This window comes from Haloarcula sp. R1-2 (genome assembly GCF_011627385.1).
Taxonomy (GTDB): Archaea; Halobacteriota; Halobacteria; order Halobacteriales; family Haloarculaceae; genus Haloarcula; species Haloarcula marismortui.
Genome location: NZ_JAANTG010000003.1, coordinates 14,694 through 34,846 on the forward strand (window position 1 = coordinate 14,694; position 20,153 = coordinate 34,846).

The 20,153-nt window shown below is 61.9% G+C and carries 14 protein-coding genes; 8 read left to right on the plus strand and 6 right to left on the minus strand.

Annotated features, from left to right (window positions below):
* Nucleotides 1-61: 61 nt before the first annotated feature.
* Nucleotides 62-1,360, minus strand: coding sequence for an amidohydrolase family protein (locus G9C82_RS14260; RefSeq protein WP_127014457.1), 1,299 nt, complete (start codon nt 1,358-1,360; stop codon nt 62-64).
* Nucleotides 1,361-1,502: 142 nt separating this feature from the next.
* On the opposite strand from G9C82_RS14260, the gene G9C82_RS14265 reads away from it, so the two are divergent.
* The 3 genes from G9C82_RS14265 (at nt 1,503) to G9C82_RS14275 (ending at nt 5,903) form a co-directional block, all read left to right on the plus strand.
* Nucleotides 1,503-2,846, plus strand: coding sequence for a dihydroorotase family protein (locus G9C82_RS14265; RefSeq protein WP_127014458.1), 1,344 nt, complete (start codon nt 1,503-1,505; stop codon nt 2,844-2,846).
* Between the two features lie 159 nt (nt 2,847-3,005).
* Nucleotides 3,006-4,265, plus strand: coding sequence for a threonine synthase (thrC, locus tag G9C82_RS14270; RefSeq protein ID WP_127014459.1), 1,260 nt, complete (start codon nt 3,006-3,008; stop codon nt 4,263-4,265).
* 231 nt (nt 4,266-4,496) lie between these two features.
* Nucleotides 4,497-5,903 carry a uracil-xanthine permease family protein gene (locus G9C82_RS14275; RefSeq protein ID WP_007190617.1) on the plus strand — a complete coding sequence of 469 codons (1,407 nt, stop codon included), beginning with the start codon at nt 4,497-4,499 and terminating at the stop codon, nt 5,901-5,903.
* A gap of 109 nt (nt 5,904-6,012) precedes the next feature.
* On the opposite strand, the gene G9C82_RS14280 is transcribed toward G9C82_RS14275, so the two are convergent.
* From G9C82_RS14280 to G9C82_RS14295, 4 genes are all read right to left on the minus strand, one after another.
* On the minus strand, nt 6,013-7,047 hold the full coding sequence (locus G9C82_RS14280; RefSeq protein WP_127014460.1) for an LLM class flavin-dependent oxidoreductase: 1,035 nt from the start codon (nt 7,045-7,047) through the stop codon (nt 6,013-6,015).
* A gap of 99 nt (nt 7,048-7,146) precedes the next feature.
* A complete protein-coding gene (locus tag G9C82_RS14285) occupies nt 7,147-8,139 on the minus strand; it encodes an ABC transporter permease (RefSeq protein WP_127014461.1) in 993 nt (330 codons plus the stop codon).
* On the minus strand, nt 8,139-9,239 hold the full coding sequence (locus tag G9C82_RS14290; protein WP_127014462.1) for an ABC transporter permease: 1,101 nt from the start codon (nt 9,237-9,239) through the stop codon (nt 8,139-8,141). Before G9C82_RS14290 ends, G9C82_RS14285 begins: the two co-directional genes overlap by 1 nt.
* Entirely contained in the window at nt 9,239-10,897 is a 1,659-nt protein-coding gene (locus G9C82_RS14295) for an ABC transporter ATP-binding protein (protein ID WP_127014463.1), read from the minus strand. Before G9C82_RS14295 ends, G9C82_RS14290 begins: the two co-directional genes overlap by 1 nt.
* A gap of 308 nt (nt 10,898-11,205) precedes the next feature.
* Here G9C82_RS14295 and G9C82_RS14300 point away from each other — a divergent pair, with 308 nt between their 5' ends.
* Both G9C82_RS14300 and G9C82_RS14305 read left to right on the plus strand, forming a co-directional pair.
* Nucleotides 11,206-12,348, plus strand: coding sequence for a BMP family ABC transporter substrate-binding protein (locus tag G9C82_RS14300; protein WP_004965470.1), 1,143 nt, complete (start codon nt 11,206-11,208; stop codon nt 12,346-12,348).
* A 195-nt stretch (nt 12,349-12,543) separates the two neighbouring features.
* Nucleotides 12,544-13,662, plus strand: coding sequence for a BMP family ABC transporter substrate-binding protein (locus G9C82_RS14305; RefSeq protein WP_127014464.1), 1,119 nt, complete (start codon nt 12,544-12,546; stop codon nt 13,660-13,662).
* A 108-nt stretch (nt 13,663-13,770) separates the two neighbouring features.
* On the opposite strand, the gene G9C82_RS14310 is transcribed toward G9C82_RS14305, so the two are convergent.
* Nucleotides 13,771-15,486: an amidohydrolase family protein gene (locus G9C82_RS14310; RefSeq protein ID WP_127014465.1), complete on the minus strand. Its 1,716-nt coding sequence runs from the start codon at nt 15,484-15,486 to the stop codon at nt 13,771-13,773.
* Between the two features lie 149 nt (nt 15,487-15,635).
* Here G9C82_RS14310 and G9C82_RS14315 point away from each other — a divergent pair, with 149 nt between their 5' ends.
* The 3 genes from G9C82_RS14315 (at nt 15,636) to G9C82_RS14325 (ending at nt 20,093) form a co-directional block, all read left to right on the plus strand.
* Nucleotides 15,636-16,868: a Zn-dependent hydrolase gene (locus G9C82_RS14315; protein ID WP_127014466.1), complete on the plus strand. Its 1,233-nt coding sequence runs from the start codon at nt 15,636-15,638 to the stop codon at nt 16,866-16,868.
* A 203-nt stretch (nt 16,869-17,071) separates the two neighbouring features.
* Nucleotides 17,072-17,650: a (2Fe-2S)-binding protein gene (locus tag G9C82_RS14320; protein ID WP_004965479.1), complete on the plus strand. Its 579-nt coding sequence runs from the start codon at nt 17,072-17,074 to the stop codon at nt 17,648-17,650.
* Nucleotides 17,643-20,093 (plus strand): xanthine dehydrogenase family protein molybdopterin-binding subunit, encoded by a 2,451-nt coding sequence (locus G9C82_RS14325; RefSeq protein ID WP_127014467.1) that lies wholly within the window; start codon nt 17,643-17,645, stop codon nt 20,091-20,093. The genes G9C82_RS14320 and G9C82_RS14325 overlap by 8 nt, the downstream gene beginning before the upstream one ends.
* Nucleotides 20,094-20,153: the final 60 nt, after the last annotated feature.

Below are 20,153 nucleotides of genomic sequence, written 5' to 3' on the forward strand. Positions count from 1 at the left end.
GTGTATATCAGTAGGACCCCCAGTAACAGCGAATTGAAACCATCTCCGTTTGGTGACCGCCCTACAGTCGTTCCCAGAGTTCGGCACTGGCATCGCCGACAGCAGTCATGTCCGAATCATCGACGCCAGTGACGCCTGATTGCTGGTCGTAGACAGACTCTCCGTCGATTATCGTCCGGGTAACGTCCGCACGGCTTGCAGCGCTGACGACGTAGTAGGGTGCACTCCCGTCCAGCACCGGGTTCGGCCCCAGATCCAGCGTGACAAAATCACCGCGTTTGCCGACCTCGATACTGCCGACAGCGTCATCCATCCCCAGCACCGCCGCACTGCCGATTGTCGCCCATTCGAGGGCGGTGGCCATGTCGAAGCCGCTCGGGTTGCGCTGCTTGAGTTTGTGGATACCGACGGCTGAACGCATGGTCTCGAACATATCCGGATCCCACCCGTCGTCACCGAGCCCGATTGTCATTTCGTGGGCTTGCATCGTTTCGACATCGGCGATACCGACGGCGTTGTTGATATTGGAATAGGGGTTGTGAGCGACGTTAACGTCGTTTTCTGCAAGTACTTCGATTTCGGACTCGGTGGAATGGACGCAGTGGGCAGCGATGACCTCAGCATCGAAAAAGCCCATGTCTTCGAGCGCGAACACCGGTCGTTCCCCGTAGTCGGTGATGGATTCGTGAACGTCGACCAGTCCCTCTTCAAGATGGATCTGGATGGGACGGTTGTCATCGGTAGCCCGGTCGACACACTCCGCGACGATGTCTTCGGTGTTGGTAAACAGCGTGTGGAGGCAGTAGTGGCCGGACACGGTGTCGTACTGGTCCTCCGCTTCGTCGATGAACCGCTGATTCTCCGCGATTCCATCTCTGGCCTGGGCTTCGGAGTTTCGGGCTGTCGTCTCGAACGTAATCATCCCGCGGATCGGTGTCTGTGCGACACCCTCTGCGACGGCGTCGAGACCGCCCGGCAGCGTGTTTGGCCCGGAGTAGTTGTCACAGAAGGTGGTGACGCCGCTCTGGAGCATCTCGACAGAGGAACCCAGTGCGGACAGGCGAGCGTCACGTTCGGTAAACGCCTCGTCGACGTTCCACCAGATGTCGACGAGCGCTTCGTAGAAACTCTCAGGTGACGCAGCGAGCGGCGCGCCGCGAATCGGGAGTGCGTACATGTGGGTATGACAGTTCACCAACCCCGGGATGACGACTTCCTCGGTGGCGTCAACAACCTCGTCGCCCGAGGCGTACCCGTCCTCGATAGCGACGATTTCACCGTCCTCGACAACGACATGTACCTCTGACCGGACCGTGCGCTCATCGTCCATCGTGATGAGCGTCCCTGCGTTCAGTATCACAGGTTGGGGGATATCAGCAACTGACTAAAAGCTACTCCGCCCCAGAACAGCCTTAGCAGCCACTCTCTCACAACCACCGTGTGCGACGGATGTGGCGTCTCACACACCAACTGTTTTCGTCATTCGCCCGGGCTGTTCTATCATGACAGACATTCACATTAAAGACGCACAGGTGGTGAGGGCATCGGGTGTCCAGCACGGTGAAATCACGATGTCCGACGGAACGATAGACGCTGCTGGTCCGGCGTCGGCGGTCCCAACCCCCAGTAATCCGGACACCGTCATCGACGCGGACGGCATGGTCGCGCTCCCGGGCGCTACCGACGTGCACACACACATGCACGACGACGAACTGTTTCCTGATGGTATCGATTTCGCGTCCCAGACCGCGAGTGCGGTTGCCGGTGGAGTGACGACAGTCATCGAGCTACCGACCCAGACACCCGTCACGACGCCGGAGGCAATACAGAGGAAAGCGGAGACGTGTTCGACGCTGGCCCACATCGATTTCGGCCTCGTTGCGGGCAATATTCAGGACCCCGATATCGACGTGTCTGGCATCATGAGCGCCGGAGTAGCGGATTTCAAAACGTTTACCGCTGACCCGTATCTGGCGAGTGACGCGTCCATCGCAGCACTCATGCGGCACGTCGGCGATGCCGGCGGAACAGTTCGCGTCCACTGCGAGACGCAGGGACTCCTTGACGACGCGCGGTCGACTATCGTCAGCGATGACCCTGAGGTGTACATGGATTCACGACCGCTCGAAGCCGAACTTGACGCGATCTCTCGGGCGGGCTATTTCGCGGAATACGCCGACTGCCCGCTGCACGTCGTCCACATCTCAAGCGGGAGCGGCGCGTGCGAGGCCGGTCGTTTCAAATCCCGAGCAAACGTTCCAGTCACGCTCGAAACCTGTCCGCAGTATCTGGCCTTCTCGAAGGAGGACGTTGCCGACAAGGGACCGTTCCTGAAGGTCAATCCAAGCCTCAAGTCCGATGCCGAGCGGGAGCGGCTCTGGGATGCGGTTCAGGACGGGACGATCGACCTCATCGGCACGGACCACTTCCCGACGTACCGCGAGACTCGGGATGTCGGCTGGGATGACATCTGGGAGCCATACGCCGGCCTCCCGGGCGTCGAAACAATGGTCGAGTTCCTCGTCAGTGAGGGCGTCCACAAGAGTCGGCTTTCGTGGCCACGGCTCTGTGAGCTCGTATGCGCGGCTCCGGCCCGAAGTGCTGGCATCTACCCCCGAAAAGGTTCACTGCAGCAGGGCACAGATGCGGACGTGATTCTCATCCGGGACGAGGAGTACGAAGTTACCGCCGACGACCACACGTTCGTCGGTGGCTGGACGCCATACGAGGGACAGCACTGGAGCGCGCGCGTGGACACAGTCATCGCTGGCGGTGAGATTGTCGCAAAGGACCACAGGGTTCGGTCAACGGCGGGCCGCGGCCAGTTCCTGAACCGCCCGTTGTAGCGTTTTGCCGTCCATTGACCTGATAGCCAGTTCACAAATAGATGTGTGGCGTGTGCGACCAGTGTGTGAAGGTGTGTCAGCCACAACAGAGGGGGATCGCCTGACAATCGGGCTGAAGCCACAGTACGGTTTTATACCCAGTTGTACTGAGGAAGTAGTATGGGCATGACGCAAGTCACAACCCTCGAGTGTACACTCTGTGGGGCGGAGTACGACCCGAACCGGATCATCTACACCTGTCCCGAACACGAGGGCGTGAAGGGAATTCTCGAGGTAACGTACGACTACGATGCTATCGATGATGCGTTTGACGGCGACCTCGGCGGGCCGATCGCAAGTCAATGGAAGTACGAGGCGTTTCTGCCAGTCGCAGCGGACGCCGATATCGTGACGCTCAACGAGGGCGGGACGGACCTCTTCGACGCGCCGAATCTCAGCGCTGCGCTTGGCGTCGAGACACTGGTCAAAGACGACGGACGGAACCCGACCGGCTGCTTCAAGGACCGCGCCAGCGCTATCGCGGTCACGAAAGCCAAACACGCCGGGCGCGATATCATCACCTGCGCCTCCACCGGGAACGCCGCCGCGTCACTGTCGGGCTACGCCGCCCGCGGGGGGATGGACTGCCGTATTTTCGTCCCCGGTGACGCCCCGACGGGGAAACTCGCACAGCCGCTCGTCTACGGCGCGGATGTCCTTGCTGTCAACGGCAACTACGACGAAGCCTACGACCTCAGCGTCGAGGTCACCGAGAAGTACGGCTGGTACAACCGCAACGCGGCGATCAATCCGTTCCAGGTCGAGGGCAAGCGCACCGTCGGCCACGAGCTCGCAGACCAGTCTATCGCCCGCGGACACGTCCCGGACTGGGTCGTGTTTTCGATGGGCGACGGCTGTACGATTGCCGGGGCCTGGAAGGGGTTCAAGGAGTTTTACGACCTCGGCTACGTCGACGACCACCCTAAAATGCTAGGGGTTCAGGCTGAAGGGGCGTCGGCGATCCACGACGCCTTCCACAACCACGAGGATATCGACGACATCGCCGAAACGCTGGCCGATTCAATCGCAGTCGGACGGCCGCGGAACACGATTAAGGCTTGCCGCGCGCTGGAACAGAGCGGTGGCACCAGCGTGCTGGTCTCCGATGAAGAGATTCTGAAAGCCGAAACGCTACTTGGCAGCACCGAAGGAATCTACTCCGAGCCGGCGGGAGCAGCGCCTATCGCGGGCGTTCAGACGGCGCTCGACCGGGGAATCATCGAACAGGACGAAACGGTCGTCGTGGTGTCCACCGGCTTCGGCCTGAAGGACACGAAAAGCGCCGAGAAGGCGACCGGCGGGGTGGATCGAATCGACCCCGAAATCGCAGAGGTCGAAGGTCTGTACGGCACGGCCGAAGAAGCCGCGGCCGACGACTGACGACCGGACAGTTGCCCCGACACGGGCCCGCACACTGCCATTTTGCGATCAGTTTCAATACACTTCCGAGTCGATGGAGTTGCAGTTGCAAAGTATAGCAAGTCGCATATCCAACGAGTATCACAAATTAGTGAGACATTCGAATAGGTATCTCGGACAGAGTTAAACACATATATTGATATAAGGATTCTAGTAGGTGGATTGAAAAGATAGGGGGCTGGATGGCGTCCCATGAGCGGTCCAGAGGCAGAACAGCAGTCAGTCGTACTGTACGATATCGAAGACAAACCGCCGCTGGGGAAGGCGATTCCACTCGGCATCCAGCACGTGCTCGCGATGTTTCTGGGCAACGTCGCGCCCCCGCTCATCCTTGCCGGGGCTGTCGGCTCCGTCACAGGGGAGACGACGTTTCTCGTCCAGATGGCACTCATCGTCGCCGGCATTGCGACCATCGTTCAGGCGTACCCGGTCGGCCCCGTCGGCGCGCGGCTCCCGGTCGTCATGGGGACCAGTTTCGCGTTTCTCGGGCCGCTTATCGGCATCGGCAACCAGTTCGGTATCGCCGCCGTCTTCGGCGCGTCACTGCTTGCCGCGCCGGTCGAGGTCATCATGGGCGTCTCGTTCGACCGGTTCCGGCGGTTCTTCCCCCCGCTGGTCACCGGTATCGTCGTAATGCTCATCGGATTGACGCTCATCCCCACGGGCATGAACTACGCCGCGGGGGCCTCGGCCGGCCCATCAGCGGAGGGATACGGCTCCTTCGTGAATCTCGGCCTCGCGGGGCTCGTGCTGATAGTCACGGTCGGGCTGAACCAGTTCTTCGAGGGCTTTCTCCGCGTCATCAGCGTATTCGTGGGCATCATCGTCGGCTACCTCGCCGCGCTTGCGCTAGGTGTGGTTGACCTCTCGGCAGTCGCCGCTGCCGGCTGGGTGACGGTTCCCGTTCCGCTCAAGTACGGCCTCGCCTTCGAGCCAAGCGCCGTCGTCACCGTGGCCTTCCTCTACATCATTACCGGCATGGAGACTATCGGGGACATCTCGGGGACGGTATCCGCAACCGGTCGGAACGCCACGCGCGAGGAAATCCGTGGCGGCCTCGTCGCTGACGGCGTCATGAGCGTTTTCGGTGCGGTGTTCAACGCGCTCCCGAACACGTCGTTCTCGCAGAACGTCGGCCTCGTGAACTTCACCGGCGTCGCCAGCCGGTACGTCGCCGGCATCGGGGGCGTCGTGCTGCTTGCACTCGGATTTGTCCCAAAAGTCGGCGCAGTCGTCTCGGCGATGCCCGACGCCGTGCTGGGCGGCGGCGCGCTCATCCTGTTCGCGATGATATTCTCCTCGGGCGCACGCCTCATCACGCAAAACGTCGAGTTAGACCACCGCAATTCGACCATCCTCGCGATGTCGATGGCGCTCGGCCTCGGCGTCGCGTTCCGCCCTGAAATCCTCCAGAACTTCCCGTCTGAGGTACAGACGCTGTTCGGGTCCGCACTTGTCACCGGTGGGATGGCCGCCCTCATTCTCAATATTGTGTTCCCCGGCGGGAGTGTCGGAACCGGGCCAACTGAGTACACCGCAGGACTGGAACCCGATCCTGTCGAGACGGGAGCGGGCGCGCCGCCGGTCGACGACGACTGATACTGTCGGCAGTACGTCTGCGCCACCACGAGGGAACGAGTATCCCGTCTCAACCACAATTAACAACAGGAAGGGGGGTCTGTGCCGCGTGGCTGCGCGCCGTCCCTGGTTACAGGTAGCCGTCCGCAAACTCGTCGATCATCAGCCGCCGGTCGTCGCCAAGCGGATAGAGAATCGGGCACTGACAGCCCGTCTCTGCGTACTCCCGGACTTTCTCCCGACACTGTTCGGGCGTGCCGCTGGCGGTGAGTTTGTGCACCACGTCGTCCGGAATGAGGTGCATGCCCTCTTTGATGTCGTCCTTGTCGGCCGGCCACCCGCCGATGGTCTCACCCACCTCGTCGATGAGGTCCTGGCTGACGCCGCTGGCTTTCATGATGTGTGGCTGTTGCCCGAGGTACTGCGTGATGAGTTCGCGGGCGTTGTCCAGGGCTTTCTCTTCGTCGTGGTCCATCGAGCAGACGACGAGCTGGGGCCGGTCGATGTCGTCAAGAGAGCGACCACCACGCTCCGCCCCGGTCTCCAGTGCGTCAAGGGCCTTCTCGTTGTACTCCGGGCTGACAAGGTAGTTCAACAGGGCCCCATCGGCGAAGTGGCCGGTGAGTTCCAGCATCTTGAAGCCGGTCCCGCCAACGTAGACGGGGACGGTTCGCGGCCCGTCATCGCCGTGGACCACGTCCAGTTCCACGTCGCGCATCTGGACGAACTCCCCGTCATAGGTGACGTTTTCCATGTCCAGCAGGTCCTGTGTCACCTCGACACATTCGCGCATCGCCCGGAGCGCGCCGCTACGGTCAATACCGACCTTCTCGGCCAGCGGGTCCCACCAGGCCCCGATACCACACATGATGCGGTCCGGGCCGGCGAGTTCCTCGAGCGTGCTCATCGACTGTGCGATCAGCGCCGCGTTGCGCGTCCAGTTGTTGATGACGCCCGTCCCGAGTTTGATGTCATCGGTGACCGCGGCGTACGCGCCGAGCGGGGAGACGGCGTCGCGTGCGAGTCGCGATTCAGCCTGCCATATCTCGTCGATACCCTGCTCTTCCGCGTACTGCACGAGTTCGACGTTCTCTTCTAGCGAGTGTTTGTCCTGCAAGTAGATACCGACACGGTCGCCTCTCTCGAAGACCTGATTGGCGCTCATGAGACATGCTGGATTCTCCGAATACCGATAAATAGATTTGGCCACACACACGGTCTGTGGGAGGTGTGGCCGCCGGTATTGGCCCGCGTCGCGGACCGCTCAGTCCGTCTCGCGACTGTAGGACTGCAACAGCGCCGAGGGGACGGCAAGCTGGTCGCTCTTGGTCCGGATGACGGCGTACGCCAGCACGATAATCGTCGCCAGATACGGGTACGTCCCCATGATCTGTGGCGTCATGAGAAACTCGACGATGGGATTGATGACGCCCGCGAGGGGCGCATCGGGGCCAAGCGTCAACGAGATCGACTGGGAGCGAATGCGGAGCGCGTCGAGCAGCCCGAACAGATACGCCCCCACGAGCATCCGGCGGGGCCGCCACTGCGCGAAGATAACCAGCGCGACAGCGATCCAGCCCCGGCCCGCGGTCATGCCGGGGACCCAGAGCTGTGAGAAGGCCAGCGAGAGGTGAGCGCCGGCCGCGCCAGCGAACCCGCCGCCGATGAGCACCGCGAGGTACCGCAACCTGAACACGGACACCCCCATCGTATCCGCCATCTCTGGGTCCTCACCGACGGCTATCATCTCTAGCCCGAGGTTCGAGTGGTACAGGAAGTACCAGACCACGACCAGCAAACCGAGCGCGAGGTAGTCCGTTGCCGTGCTCCGGAAGAGGGCCTCGCCGATGACCGGGATACCGACAAGGTACTGACCGACGAGCGGGAACGTTATCTGCGGGAAGCCGCTGATCGATTCTTCGACCCAGCCGGAGCCGAAAAAGGTTGTCAGCCCGGTCCCAAGCAGTGTCAGCATGACGCCGCTGATGACCTGGTTCGACTTCAGCGTGATACAGAGGAACGCGTGGACCAGCGCCAGCACCATCCCGAGGAGGATGCCGACGCCGAATCCGAGCCAGTGGCTCCCCGTGAGGACGGTCGTGATGAATCCCCCGAGTGCGCCGACGAGCATCATGCCCTCGACGCCGAGATTGAGGACGCCCGCTCGCTCGCTGATGAGTTCGCCCATCCCAGCGAGGAGAAGCACCGTCGCCGCCTGAACAGTCGCATCGAGCAGGCCGGCGATGAAGCTCACCATCAGTCGTCACCCCGCTGTGGCTGGGCTGGCGTCTCCGCTGGCCCGCGTTTTAGGTCGATACCGACACGGTAGCTCTTGAAAAACTCCGCCGTGATCAGGAAGAGAATGACCAGCGCCTGGATGATCTCGACCAGCGCCGCGGGCACACCGAATGCCACTTCCATGCTTGACCCGCCGACGAACAGCACGGCGAAAAACAGGCCAGCGAGCATCACCTTGAACGCGCTGTTGCGACCGAGCAGCGCGATGGGAATGGCTGTAAAGCCGTATCCGGGTTCGAACCCGGCACGGTATCGACCCTGTGCGCCGGCGATCTCGCTGATGCCGCCCATGGCCGCGAACGCGCCCCCGACGACAAACACGAGCAGATACACGTAGAACTTGCTCATCCCGGCCTGCTGGGCGGCCTCGTCGTTCGAGCCGACGAACGTGATTTCGAACCCGAGTCGCGTTCTCGTCATCAGGACATACGTCACGACGACCATGCAGAGGGCGGCGAGCAGCCCAGCGTGGACACCGCCGAACAGTTCCGGAATCGTCGCGGCCTCGGAAAACCGGTCTGATTGCGGGAAGTTCCCGGTCCCGCCCTGCATCGGTCCCCGGAGCAGGTAGCTCTGGATTTCGAGCGCGACGAACGTCAGCAGTAGCGACGTGATGATCTCGTTGACGTCCCACTTCGCACGCAGGTACGCCGGAATACCAGCCCAGATACCGCCGGCTACGGCTGCAGCGACGAACATCAGCGGAATCAGTGCGAGGCTCGGGAGCGAGACGTTCAGCCCGATCCACGTCCCTGCAAGCGCGCCGGCGACGAGCTGGCCCTCTGCCCCAATGTTGAACAGGCCCGCCTTCAGCGGGAGATACACCGCCAGGCCCGTGAGAATCAGCGGAACCGCCTTTATCAGCGTCTCACTGAGACCGAACTCGGTCACGAGCGTGTCAACGAACATCGTCGTGTACGCCGCGACAGGGTTCACGTCGAGGACGACCAGCGCGATAGCGCTCACCGCCAGTGCAGCCAGCACGGTGAACACGGGCGTCCCGTAGGAGAGCCAGGCCGGAATGTCCTCGCGCGCATCGACGGTTACTGCGACGTTCATCAGCTCTCACTCTCCTGTGTGGCTCCGTGCTGGGGCGGCACAACCGTCTTACCGTCGTCTCCACCACCACCGGTCATCTCCAGACCGATCCGTTCCCGGTCGGCTTCGGCCGGTGTCGTCTCGTAGACGAACTCACCCTCGTACACGACGAGAATCCTGTCGCTCAGGTCGAATATCTCGTCTAAGTCCTCCGAGAGGAGGATGATACCCGTTCCTGCCTTGCGCTGTTCGAGCAGCGTCTCCCTGATGAACTCGATTGCCCCGACGTCGACGCCGCGGGTCGGTTGGTTCGCAATGAGGAGGTCCGGGTCGCGGTAGATTTCCCGCGCCAGAATGAGTTTCTGGAGGTTCCCCCCGGAAAGGTCGCCGGCCTGTGTCTCAGTCACGTCGCTGACGCCGCGGACATCGAACTCATCGACCAGTGTTTCGGCGTAGTCGCGGAGTTCCCCGTAGTCCAGAAACGGCCGGTCGCCGAACCGGCTGTCCCTGAAGTCTTTCATCGTGGCGTTGTGCATCACCGAGAGGTCCTCGGCACAGCCGTACTGGAGCCGGTCCTCGGGGACAAACGAGACGCCGCTGTCGACGAACGTCTTCGGTTTCGCGCCGGTAATGTCTTCACCGTTGACCACTAGCTCGCCGGCCGTTACGTCCCGAATGCCGGCCATGACCTCCGCGAGCTCCTTCTGGCCGTTACCGCTGACGCCCGCAATCCCGACGATTTCGCCCTGCCGAACCGTCAGGTCAATACCCGAGAGCGCTTCGATATCTCGATTGTCGGTGGCTTCGACCCCGCGTGCGCGCAAAACTGGGTCGCCCAAGTCGATCGCTTCCCTGTCTATTTCGAACAGTACTTCGCGACCGACCATCATCTCCGCGAGGTCCGCCCGGGAGACTGACGACACCTCGGCGGTGCCAACGTTTTCTCCTTCCCGGAGCACCGTCACCCGGTCGACGATGGCGTCGACCTCAGTGAGCTTGTGCGTAATGAAGATTATCGAGAGTCCTTCGTCAGTCAGCCGTTCGAGCGAGTCGAAGAGCCGCTCAGCCTCGGTCGGCGTGAGGACTGCCGTGGGTTCGTCGAGAATCAGGAGGTCGACATCCCGGTACAGCGCCTTGAGTATCTCGACGCGCTGTTGCTGGCCGACATCAAGCTCCCAGATCTTCGCGCTCACGTCGATGTCGAACCCGTACTGGTCGGCTAAATCCTGAATCCGTTGCTCGGGCACATCGAGACCTAGCGAAAACTGTCCGGCGAGCGATTGGACGAGACTGTTGTTCCGGACTGCCGCCGGGAGCCAGCTGTCCTCCGCATCGCCGCGGAACGCTGTGGCCGGCTCACGTTCACCGAGCACGACGTTCTCGGCGACTGTGAGGCGTGAAATCAGCATGAAGTGCTGGTGGACCATCCCGATGCCGGCGTCGATGGCGTCCTGTGGGGACCCCAGATCGAGTCGCTCGCCGTCGAGATAGATATCGCCGGCGTCCTGCGAGTAAAGCCCGTACAGAATCTTCATCAGCGTACTCTTTCCCGCGCCGTTTTCGCCGAGGAGGCCGTGGATTTCCCCGCGCTCGACGGAGAGGTTGACGTGGTCGTTGGCGACGACCCCAGGGAACTCCTTCAGAATCCCCTCCATCCTGAGCGTGGTGTGTTCGGACATGCTCTGTGGTCTTGGCCGGGTATCAACAATGTAGTGGCATAATTGTTTCCAAAGGTAGCCATATTCGCCGTCCAGCACGGGAAATGCCGGACATTTGCCAAGTATCAGTTGTTGTGTGCTGGTGTCCATTGTTAACGGTCACTCAGTCTGTCGCGATACCCAGTACGATGAACATATGCTTTATATTGTATTCAATTACCATTTGATAGGGGTACTTTTGTGGCACATATTTGGAAAATAGGAGAGAGAAAGCTGCGTGAACGGAACAATTTAAGTGATTGTTTCCGAAATGGCTATTCGGTTAGTTAATGGTTGACAAGAAACATACCAGATCGAGACGGGAGTTACTGACAGCACTTGGCGCGGCAGGGATAACCGGGTTAGCCGGTTGTAGCGGTGGTGGTGACGGGGGCGATGGCGAAGCAACCACCGACACCGGCGACGGCGGGGCTGGTGACGGTACTGCGACCAGCAGTGACGGCATGGATTCGATTACCGCCGCATGGGTGTACAACTCGGAGGTCGGTGACCTCGGCTGGTCGTGGGCCCACAACGAAGGGCGGAAGGCAGTCGCAGAAGAGTACGACTGGCTAGAGACCGAGTACACCGAGGCTGTCGCCCCAGCCGATTCCGAGCGGGTGTTCGAACAGTACGCACAGGGTGATGCCGATATCATCTTCGGCTGTACGTTCGAGTATCAGGACCCGATGGCGTCCGTGGCGGAGCAGTACTCCGACACGTACTTCGAGCACAACACGGGCTACCTGACGATGGAGAACATGGGGCGGTACATGGGCCGGATCTACCAGCCCCGGTATCTCGCCGGGCAGGCGGCCGGGACCGTGACGGAGACAGACACGCTGGGATACGTGGCGGCGTTCCCGATTCCGGAGGTCATCCGCGGTATCAACGCCTACGCGCTCGGAGCCGCGTCTGTCAACGACAGCGCGACGCTGAAGGTCAGATGGACGAACTCCTGGTTCGACCCCCCGACCGAGAGCGAGGCGGCAAACGCCTTGCTGGACGAGGATGTCGACGTGATGGCCCAGCACCAGGACTCCCCCGCTGCACTCCGTGCAGCCTCCGATGCGGGTATCTGGGCGACCGGCTACGACGCCCCGATGGGCGACATCGCCGGTGAGAACTATCTCACGTCCCCGATCTGGCACTGGGAGGAGTTCTACGGTCCAACCATAGAATCTGTCAGGGACGGCAGCTGGGAATCCGATGCATACTGGGAAGGCATCGAGTCGGGTATCTGTAGTCTAGACGACTGGGGGCCAGAGGTGCCACAGGAAGCGAAAGACACCGTTTCGGAGTCGCGGTCGGCGATACTCGACGGAGAACTGGATGTCTGGGCCGGTTCGGCGTTCGAGGGCGAGAATGACGAGTTCCTCTTCCAGGAGATGAGTAGCTACGTCGACGCCGTCGAGGGCGAGGTCCCGAACTGACCCCGCCACCGGTCTCCGACGACAGTAATCGCCTGGGTGTTGCTGTGGCTCTCGGGCGAATATAACAACGTTCGTAACATTATTCAAGCGTGAATGGGATTTTCGGTCAATTTTTTCCGGATATGTTCGTTCGCTGTACGGTCAAGAATGGTATCGCTTAAGTAGGAGTTTCCGCTACCTCTACCCAGTTCAGTAATGGTGAATACCAACCGAACGATATCGCGGCGGGAGATGCTGGGTGCCCTCGGGGCGACAGGAGTAACCGCACTAGCCGGCTGTAGTGGTGGAAGCGACGACACAGACACGGCTGACGGCACGACGACCAGCGGCGATGGGGACTCCGGGTCGGACTCCGTCACCGCTGCCTGGGTGTACATCTCAGAGGTGGGCGACCTCGGATGGTCCTGGGCTCACGACGAGGGGCGAAAGACGGTCGACGAGGAGTACGACTGGCTAGAAACCGAGTACACGGAAGCTGTCGCGCCAGAGGACTCGGAACGCGTTTTCGAGCAGTACGCGCAGGGTGATGCTGACATCGTCTTCGGGACGACATTTGGCTACCAGGACCCGATGTTCAACATTGCGGAACAGTACCCCGACACGTACTTCGAACACGCGACCGGCTATCGCACCCGGGAGAACATGGGACGGTACATGGGCCGGATCTACCAGCCCCGGTATCTCGCCGGGCAGGCGGCCGGGATGGTAACCGAGAACAACACCATCGGCTACGTCGCCGCGTTCCCGATCCCCGAAGTCATTCGCTCCATCAACGCGATGGCGCTCGGCGCGCGATCGGTGAACCCGGACGCGACATTCAAAATCCGGTGGGTCAACGCGTGGTTCGACCCCCAGACCTCAAAGCAGGCGGCCAACTCGCTTATCGATGAAGGGTGTGACGTCATCTCGCAAGAGCAGGACTCCCCTGCACCGGTCAGGGCCGCAAACGAGGCGGATGTGTGGGCCTCCGGCTACAACGCGCCGATGGGCGAGTTCGGCGGCGACAACTACCTCATCTCACCAGTGTGGAACTGGGAAGAGGTGTACGGCCCGGCCGTCTCCGCAGTCCGGGACGGAACCTGGGAAGCCGATGCCTTCTGGGGCGGCATGGAGACGAACCTGCCCACGCTCGACGAGTGGGGACCGGAGGTCCCCCAAGAGGTCAAAGACACCGTCGCCGAGACGGAAGAACAAATCGTCAACGGCGAACTCGATGTCTGGGCCGGTTCGCCGTTCGAGGGCGAGAGCGACGAGTTCCTGTTCCAGGAGATGAACAGTTTCGTCGACGCTGTCGAAGGCGAAGTACCGGAGTAAGGAAGCCCCGGTTCGACGATTCCGGTTCCCTCAACACCGTCCTGCCGGTAGCAAGCGGTCGGATTGGCAAGTCGCTATACGGTCGGTCAGAGCCGTCAGCCCGATCAATCAGTCATCAGCAGCGCGGTCAAGTTCGGGGCGAGTCGCACCACCCCATTCCTCATAGGAGCGGAGCACGTCGCCGTTTCGCTCGCCGGTCAGTTCGCCGTCCCGGACGGCAATCTCGCCGCCGACGAGGACGTACTCCATCCCGTCGGAGAACTGGAACGGGTTCTCGTAGGTCGCGTTCGCCGACACCGAGTCGAGATCAAAAGCCATGAGGTCCGCGATGTACCCCTCACGGACGTAGCCGCGGTCCCTGAGGCCGAGGATATCAGCCGGGTTGCCTGCGGCTTTGTACGCCAGCAGTTCCGGCGAGAGCACGTTCCGTTCACGGACGTACCGTTCGAGGATGCGGCTGAACGCCCCGATAGCCCGCGGGTGGGGCTTTCCGCCGAAGATGCCGTCCGTGCAGAACGTACCACGGTCGTCCGCGAGAAACCGCTCGATATCAGTTTCGGCCATCACGAAGTCGGCCATCGTCACATCCAACTCCTCCGCGACGAGTAGTTCACACATCGCGTCGACCGGCTCGCGGCCCATCTCGGCGGCGATGTCCGCGATGGTATCACCCTGATAGCGGCCGCTCCCGGTCCGCGTGATGAGGATATTGTCCCACGACCCGGCAGCGTACGCGAGATTCTCCCAGTCACCCGGCTGGGAAATATCAGCGGCGATGCGGTCGCGAACAGCCGCGGAGTTGAGGCGGTGCCGGATGGCCTCTGAATCGCCCTGCCGTGCCCACGGCGGCAACAGCGCGGTAAGCATCGTCGACCCGGCGGTGTACGGATACTGGTCGAAGGTGACCCGCTGACCACGGTCGACGGCGTCGTCGAACAGGTCGAGCACAGCCTCGGAGTCCCCCCAGTTCTGCTGGCCGCCGACCTTGAGATGTGAGACGTGGGCGTGACAGCCGCCGCGGCGACAGATATCGAGATACCGGTCGATAGATTCGACCACACAGTCCGTCTCGTTCCAGACGTGAGAGATCATAAACGAGTCACGCTTGGCGAGGGTATCCGCAAGCGCCACCAGTTCGTCGTCGCGGGCGTACGAACTCGGGGGGTATATCATCCCTTTGGACATGCCGAACGCGCCTTCTTCAAGCGCTACTTCGAGTTCCTGTCGAATCGCATCGAGCTCACCGGGGGCTGTGTCGTGGTCTGACTTCGGTCTGTCCAGCCGTTGACCGGTGACTGGTCCGGCGGCGACGACGTGTTCACCGCTGAGTGGGCGGTCCTCGAATCCGGCCAGCATCGACCTGATGTTGCCATGTGGGGCGTAGTACGCACAGTTGACAGCAGGCTCGACGGATTCGAGCGCTTCGAGATAGCCAGAGACGGTGTGCCAGGGCCACGTTTCGCCGAGCGTGCCGTCGAGTGATTTGACCCGTTCCGCCCACTCGTCGGTGAGGTTCGGCGGCACCGGAGCGACGCTGACCCCGTCCTGTCCGAGGACTTCCGTCGTGATACCCTGCGTCAGTTTCTCCCTGGCACCGGGATTCTCGAAAAGCCGCAGCTCAGAATGTGCGTGCATATCGATGAACCCCGGTGCGAGATACGACCCGTCGAGGTCGACAACGCGGTCGGCCGCAAGCGGGGCTTCGCTGATAGCGTCGATTCGGCCGTCGGCGACACGCACGCTCGCAGTGAACGGAGGGCGACCGCTCCCGTCCAGCACCCGCGCGTCTCTGAACGCGATGGACGCGGCACTCAGCTCGGTCATGTCTGCTGACTCGTGGAACGGTCGTTTGGCTCTTTCGGTGGTCTCAACCGTGTGTGACAGGGGGCGAGCGCGTGCCACACCGTGTCTGTCGATCTGTGTGGGGCCACCCCGACACAATCTTCAAGACGACACCGCGGAACAGCTACCCAATGCCATCCGTCAGTCTCGATAGCGAGCGGTTCAGACGGCGCTTCGATACGTTCAACAAGATCGGCGCGACAGAACGGGGCGGCGTGAACAGACCGAGCCTGTCCGACGAGAACAAGGCGGCCCGCGACACACTGGTCGAGTGGTTCCGGGAGGCCGGGCTGGAGGTCCGTATCGATACGATGGGCAACATCTTCGGTCAGCTAGACGGAACTGACAGCGACGCCGCGCCGGTTCTGTTCGGGTCACACATCGACAGCCAGTACAACGGCGGGCGGTACGACGGCGTTATCGGCGTCCTCGGTGGATTGGAAGTCATCGAGGCGTTCAACGACGCCAGCGTGACGACCGAACGTCCACTGGAGGTCGTTGCCTGGAGCAACGAGGAGGGCGTCCGTTTTCAGCCGGATATGCTCGGCAGCGGTGTCTACTGTGATATCTTCGACCTCGACTACGCGTACGAGCGCGAGGACAAGGAGAGCAGGCGGTTCGGCGATGAACTCGAACGCATTGGTTACAAGGGCGAAACATCCTGTGAAGCGGATGACATCCACTGCTACTTCGAGATGCACGTCGAGCAGGGGCCGTTTCTCGAGCAGCAGGACATCCCAGTCGCCGCTGTCGAAGGCGTGTTCGGCTTTTCCTGGCTGAACGTCACTTTCGAGGGCCAAGCGAACCACGCCGGGCCGACACCGATGGATATGCGCCACGACGCGTTCGTGGCGACGGCGGACGTAACCCGCGCAGTCCGGCGGATCACAGCGACTGAAGGAACGGACCTCGTCGGGACAGTTGGCAGCGTCGACGTGTGGCCAAACGCTATCAACGTCATCCCCGAGACGGTGGAATTCACGCTCGATTTCCGCTCGTACGACGATGCCGTGGTCGACGCGGCCGTCGAACAGATCAGGGAAGAGGTTGCCCACGCGGCCGAGCGCGAAGGCCTTGAATACGAGATAGAGGAAATAATGCGGGTCGACGCGGACCCGTTCGATCAGGGCTGCATTGACACAGTCGTCGAGGCCGCCGAGACGGTCGGCTGTGAGTACACGCGACTGGTCAGCGGCGCAGGCCACGATGCGAACTACCTCAACAAGATAGCTCCGACGAGCATGATTTTCGTTCCAAGCGTCGACGGAATCAGCCATCGCGAGAGCGAATTCACCGAATGGGATGACATCGTCACCGGGACTGAGGTACTGCTGAACGCTGTGCAGACGAAGGCCGCCGAGTGAGCCGTTCCGTTCCAAGCGTGTGAATATCACACATCTGGCACACGTCACACAGCGACTGTCTTGTCTGTCGCAGCTGTGTCAGCCTGTTGTCTGCTGGTGACCCGCGGCTTCGTCTGGCAACACTGCGATCAAACACCTGTGAACCATACATATATGAGATGGTGTTGCACACCTGTTCACTAACAGGCGTGTATCCGTAATGCATGCCGAAAACTGGAGGGTACTCTGTGGATATTGAACTCACAATCAACGGCGAGCGGACGATAGTCGAAGCCGGGTCAGGGGACGACCTGGCGACGGTTTTGAGACAGCGCGGCTACATCGACGTAAAATGTGGCTGCGACGGCGGGACCTGCGGTGCATCGAAGGTATTCGTCGATGGGGACGTGCGAATGGCCTGCGGGATGGAGGCGACAGACGCCGACGGGAGTGAGATACAGACCGTCGCGGCGCTCGGGACACAGGCCGACCTGCACCCGGTCCAGCAGGCGTTCGTCGACAACTTCGCCGTCCAGTGCGGATTCTGTATTCCGGGCATGGTGATCGAGGCGGTCGCGCTGCTGGATTCGAATCCCGACCCAACCGAGCGGGAGGTTCGGGAGGCCTTAGACGACAACGTCTGTCGCTGCACTGGCTATCAGAAACCGGTCGAAGCCGTGCTGGACGCAGCACAGCGAATGCAGGGGGAGCAGTCTGTCGCCGCAGACGGCGGCCACCCGGTCACTGTGGCACAGCATAGAGACGAGTCGACCAGTTGCTGTGGAGGTGGCTGCGATGAGTAACGACGACGAGACAGCCAAGGCCGACGGCGGAACGGCCTCACAGTCAGAGACTGTCAAAGACGAACGGTTTGAGGAGCACCCACTCGAATGGGACGAACCCGAGAACAATGATAAGGCCCCCGGCGAGCGCGACAGCGTCTCCCACCGGACGGAGAAGTACGACGACCGAAAGCTCGTCACTGGACAGGCGAAGTACACCGCCGACTACGAGGAGCGGTATCCCGACCTCGCGTACGCAGCGGTCGTCCGAAGCGAAATTCCACACGGCCGGGTGACTGGCATCGACACGAGTGCGGCCGAGGCGATGGACGGTGTCGAGGCGGTCTTGACACCCGAATCCGACACAGTGCCGGACGCCAAATACACCAGTGCTGGACAGTCCTACCCCGAGCCGAGCCCATGGGACATGGGCGTGCTGAACGAGCACGTCCGTTACATCGGCGACCCGATTGCCGCTGTCGCGGCAGAAGACCGGGCGACCGCGACTGCCGCCGTCGAGGCTATCGAGGTGTCGTACGAGGAGTACGACTACGTCACCGATCCGGAGGACGCCTTCAACGAAGACGCGCCACAGTTGTTCGAGGACGGCGAGGTCGAAAACGAGATCGTCGGCCACGACTACGACCGAAACCGAATGGCTCACATCGGGGGCGAACTGGGCGACGTGGACGGGGCGCTCGACGACGACACCCACGTCCACGAAACCGAGTGGGAGACGATCCGCCAGTCCCACGCGAACGTCGAGAAACACACCTCGTTGGCGTACACAGACGAAGACGACCGCCACGTCCTCATCACCAGTACGCAGGTGCCAAACCACACCCGGAGACAGCTCGCCCACCTATTCGACATCCCGATCCGTGACATCCGGGTGACGAAGCCGCGGGTCGGCGGCGGGTTCGGCGGGAAACAGGCGATGGTCGTCGAACCGATTCCGCTGGCGCTATCGCTCGCCACCGACCGCCCGGTCCTGTACGAGGCCAGTCGCGAGGAGGAGTTCTACGCGATGCGCTCCCGGCACCCAATGAAAGTCAAAGCGAAGACGGCCGTGACCGACGACGGCGATATCGAAGCTATCGACATCTACGCCCTGTCGAACACCGGCGCGTACGGCAGCCACGGGATGACCGTCGCGGGCAACGTCGGAAGCAAGCCGATGCCGCTGTACTCGAAGGTCCCGAACGCCCGGTTCGAGGCCGATATCGTCCACACGAACACGCCACAGACCGGCGCAATGCGTGGCTACGGCGCACCACAGGGCACGCTTGCCTTGGAAGGCCATCTCGACGAGGTTGCTCGCGACCTCGGTCTCGACCCCATCGAATTCCGGCGGCGACACCACATGGAAGTCGGCGACCTCGACGAGATCGCAGGGATGATGGGCGGAGAGGGAGCGAACCGCCGTATCCGCTCGTGTGGCCTCGACGAGTGTATCGAGCGCGGAAAAGACGCTATCGGCTACGACGACCTCGAACAGCCCGACGCGGACCATCTGCATCGCGGCATCGGGATGGCGCTGTCGGCGCAGGGGACCGGCGTCGCCGGCGACGAGCTCGGGGCCGCTCAGATAATGATGAACGAGGACGGGAGCTTCCACCTGCAGGTCGGCGGCGTCGACATCGGGACGGGCGCTGACACAGCGTTCCTCCAGATTGCCGCAGAAGTACTGGGCTGTGACGAGGACAATATTATCGTCAAATCGTCCGATACAGACGTGACGCCGTTCGACTACGGCGCGTACGCCTCCTCGACGACGTACATCAGTGGGATGGCCGTCAAGAAGGCCGCCGAGGACGCAAAAGAAAGGATTCTCGACTGGGGGGCGAAACTGCTTGAGGAGCCAGTCGATGTTCTGGAAACCGGCGACGGAACGGTGTACAGCGAGAGGAGCGGCAATTCGGTCACACTCGAAGACATTGGCTACGAGGCCGCCTACGGCGACGACGAGCGGGAACACATCCTGGGGAAGGGGACCCATTGCACCGAGGAGAGCCCCCCGCCCTTCGCCGCCCAGTTCGCCGACGTGACCGTCGATGAGACAACCGGCGAGTTCGAGGTGCACAAACTGGTCGTCGCGGTCGATTGTGGCGTCGCGATCAACCCCGGCATGGCCGAGGGCCAGATCGAGGGCGCGAACCACATGAGCTACGAGATGGCCGTCAGTGACGGGATCACGCTCGATGACGAGGGACGGGCGGAGATAGCTGACTTCGACGAGTACGGACTGCCGTCGGCGACCGAGACGCCGCCGATCGAATCGATTCTGGTCGAGACCCACGAGCCGACCGGTCCGTTTGGCGCGAAATCGGTTGCGGAGGTCCCGACAAACACAGTCCCGCCGGCGCTGTCCAACGCCGTCCGGGACGCCGTCGGCGTCCGTATCCGGGAAATGCCCATTTCCGCCGAGAAAATCAAGGCAAAACTGGACGAGCGCAAAGCCTAGCTCCGATCGCGGTGACAGTCACGCCAACAGAACCGGTGTGTCGGCGTGGCATATCGCAAA

Excerpts from the sequence above, each read along its gene's own strand:
- G9C82_RS14275 (WP_007190617.1), top strand. The coding sequence starts at position 4,497 with ATGAGCGGTCCAGAGGCAGAACAGCAGTCAGTCGTACTGTACGATATC.
- G9C82_RS14290 (WP_127014462.1), bottom strand. The coding sequence starts at position 9,239 with ATGAACGTCGCAGTAACCGTCGATGCGCGCGAGGACATTCCGGCCTGG.
- G9C82_RS14305 (WP_127014464.1), top strand. The coding sequence starts at position 12,544 with ATGGTGAATACCAACCGAACGATATCGCGGCGGGAGATGCTGGGTGCC.
- thrC (WP_127014459.1), top strand. The coding sequence starts at position 3,006 with ATGGGCATGACGCAAGTCACAACCCTCGAGTGTACACTCTGTGGGGCG.
- G9C82_RS14310 (WP_127014465.1), bottom strand. The coding sequence starts at position 15,486 with ATGACCGAGCTGAGTGCCGCGTCCATCGCGTTCAGAGACGCGCGGGTG.
- G9C82_RS14280 (WP_127014460.1), bottom strand. The coding sequence starts at position 7,047 with ATGAGCGCCAATCAGGTCTTCGAGAGAGGCGACCGTGTCGGTATCTAC.
- G9C82_RS14265 (WP_127014458.1), top strand. The coding sequence starts at position 1,503 with ATGACAGACATTCACATTAAAGACGCACAGGTGGTGAGGGCATCGGGT.
- G9C82_RS14285 (WP_127014461.1), bottom strand. The coding sequence starts at position 8,139 with ATGGTGAGCTTCATCGCCGGCCTGCTCGATGCGACTGTTCAGGCGGCG.
- G9C82_RS14325 (WP_127014467.1), top strand. The coding sequence starts at position 17,643 with ATGAGTAACGACGACGAGACAGCCAAGGCCGACGGCGGAACGGCCTCA.
- G9C82_RS14300 (WP_004965470.1), top strand. The coding sequence starts at position 11,206 with ATGGTTGACAAGAAACATACCAGATCGAGACGGGAGTTACTGACAGCA.
- G9C82_RS14320 (WP_004965479.1), top strand. The coding sequence starts at position 17,072 with ATGCCGAAAACTGGAGGGTACTCTGTGGATATTGAACTCACAATCAAC.
- G9C82_RS14295 (WP_127014463.1), bottom strand. The coding sequence starts at position 10,897 with ATGTCCGAACACACCACGCTCAGGATGGAGGGGATTCTGAAGGAGTTC.
- G9C82_RS14315 (WP_127014466.1), top strand. The coding sequence starts at position 15,636 with ATGCCATCCGTCAGTCTCGATAGCGAGCGGTTCAGACGGCGCTTCGAT.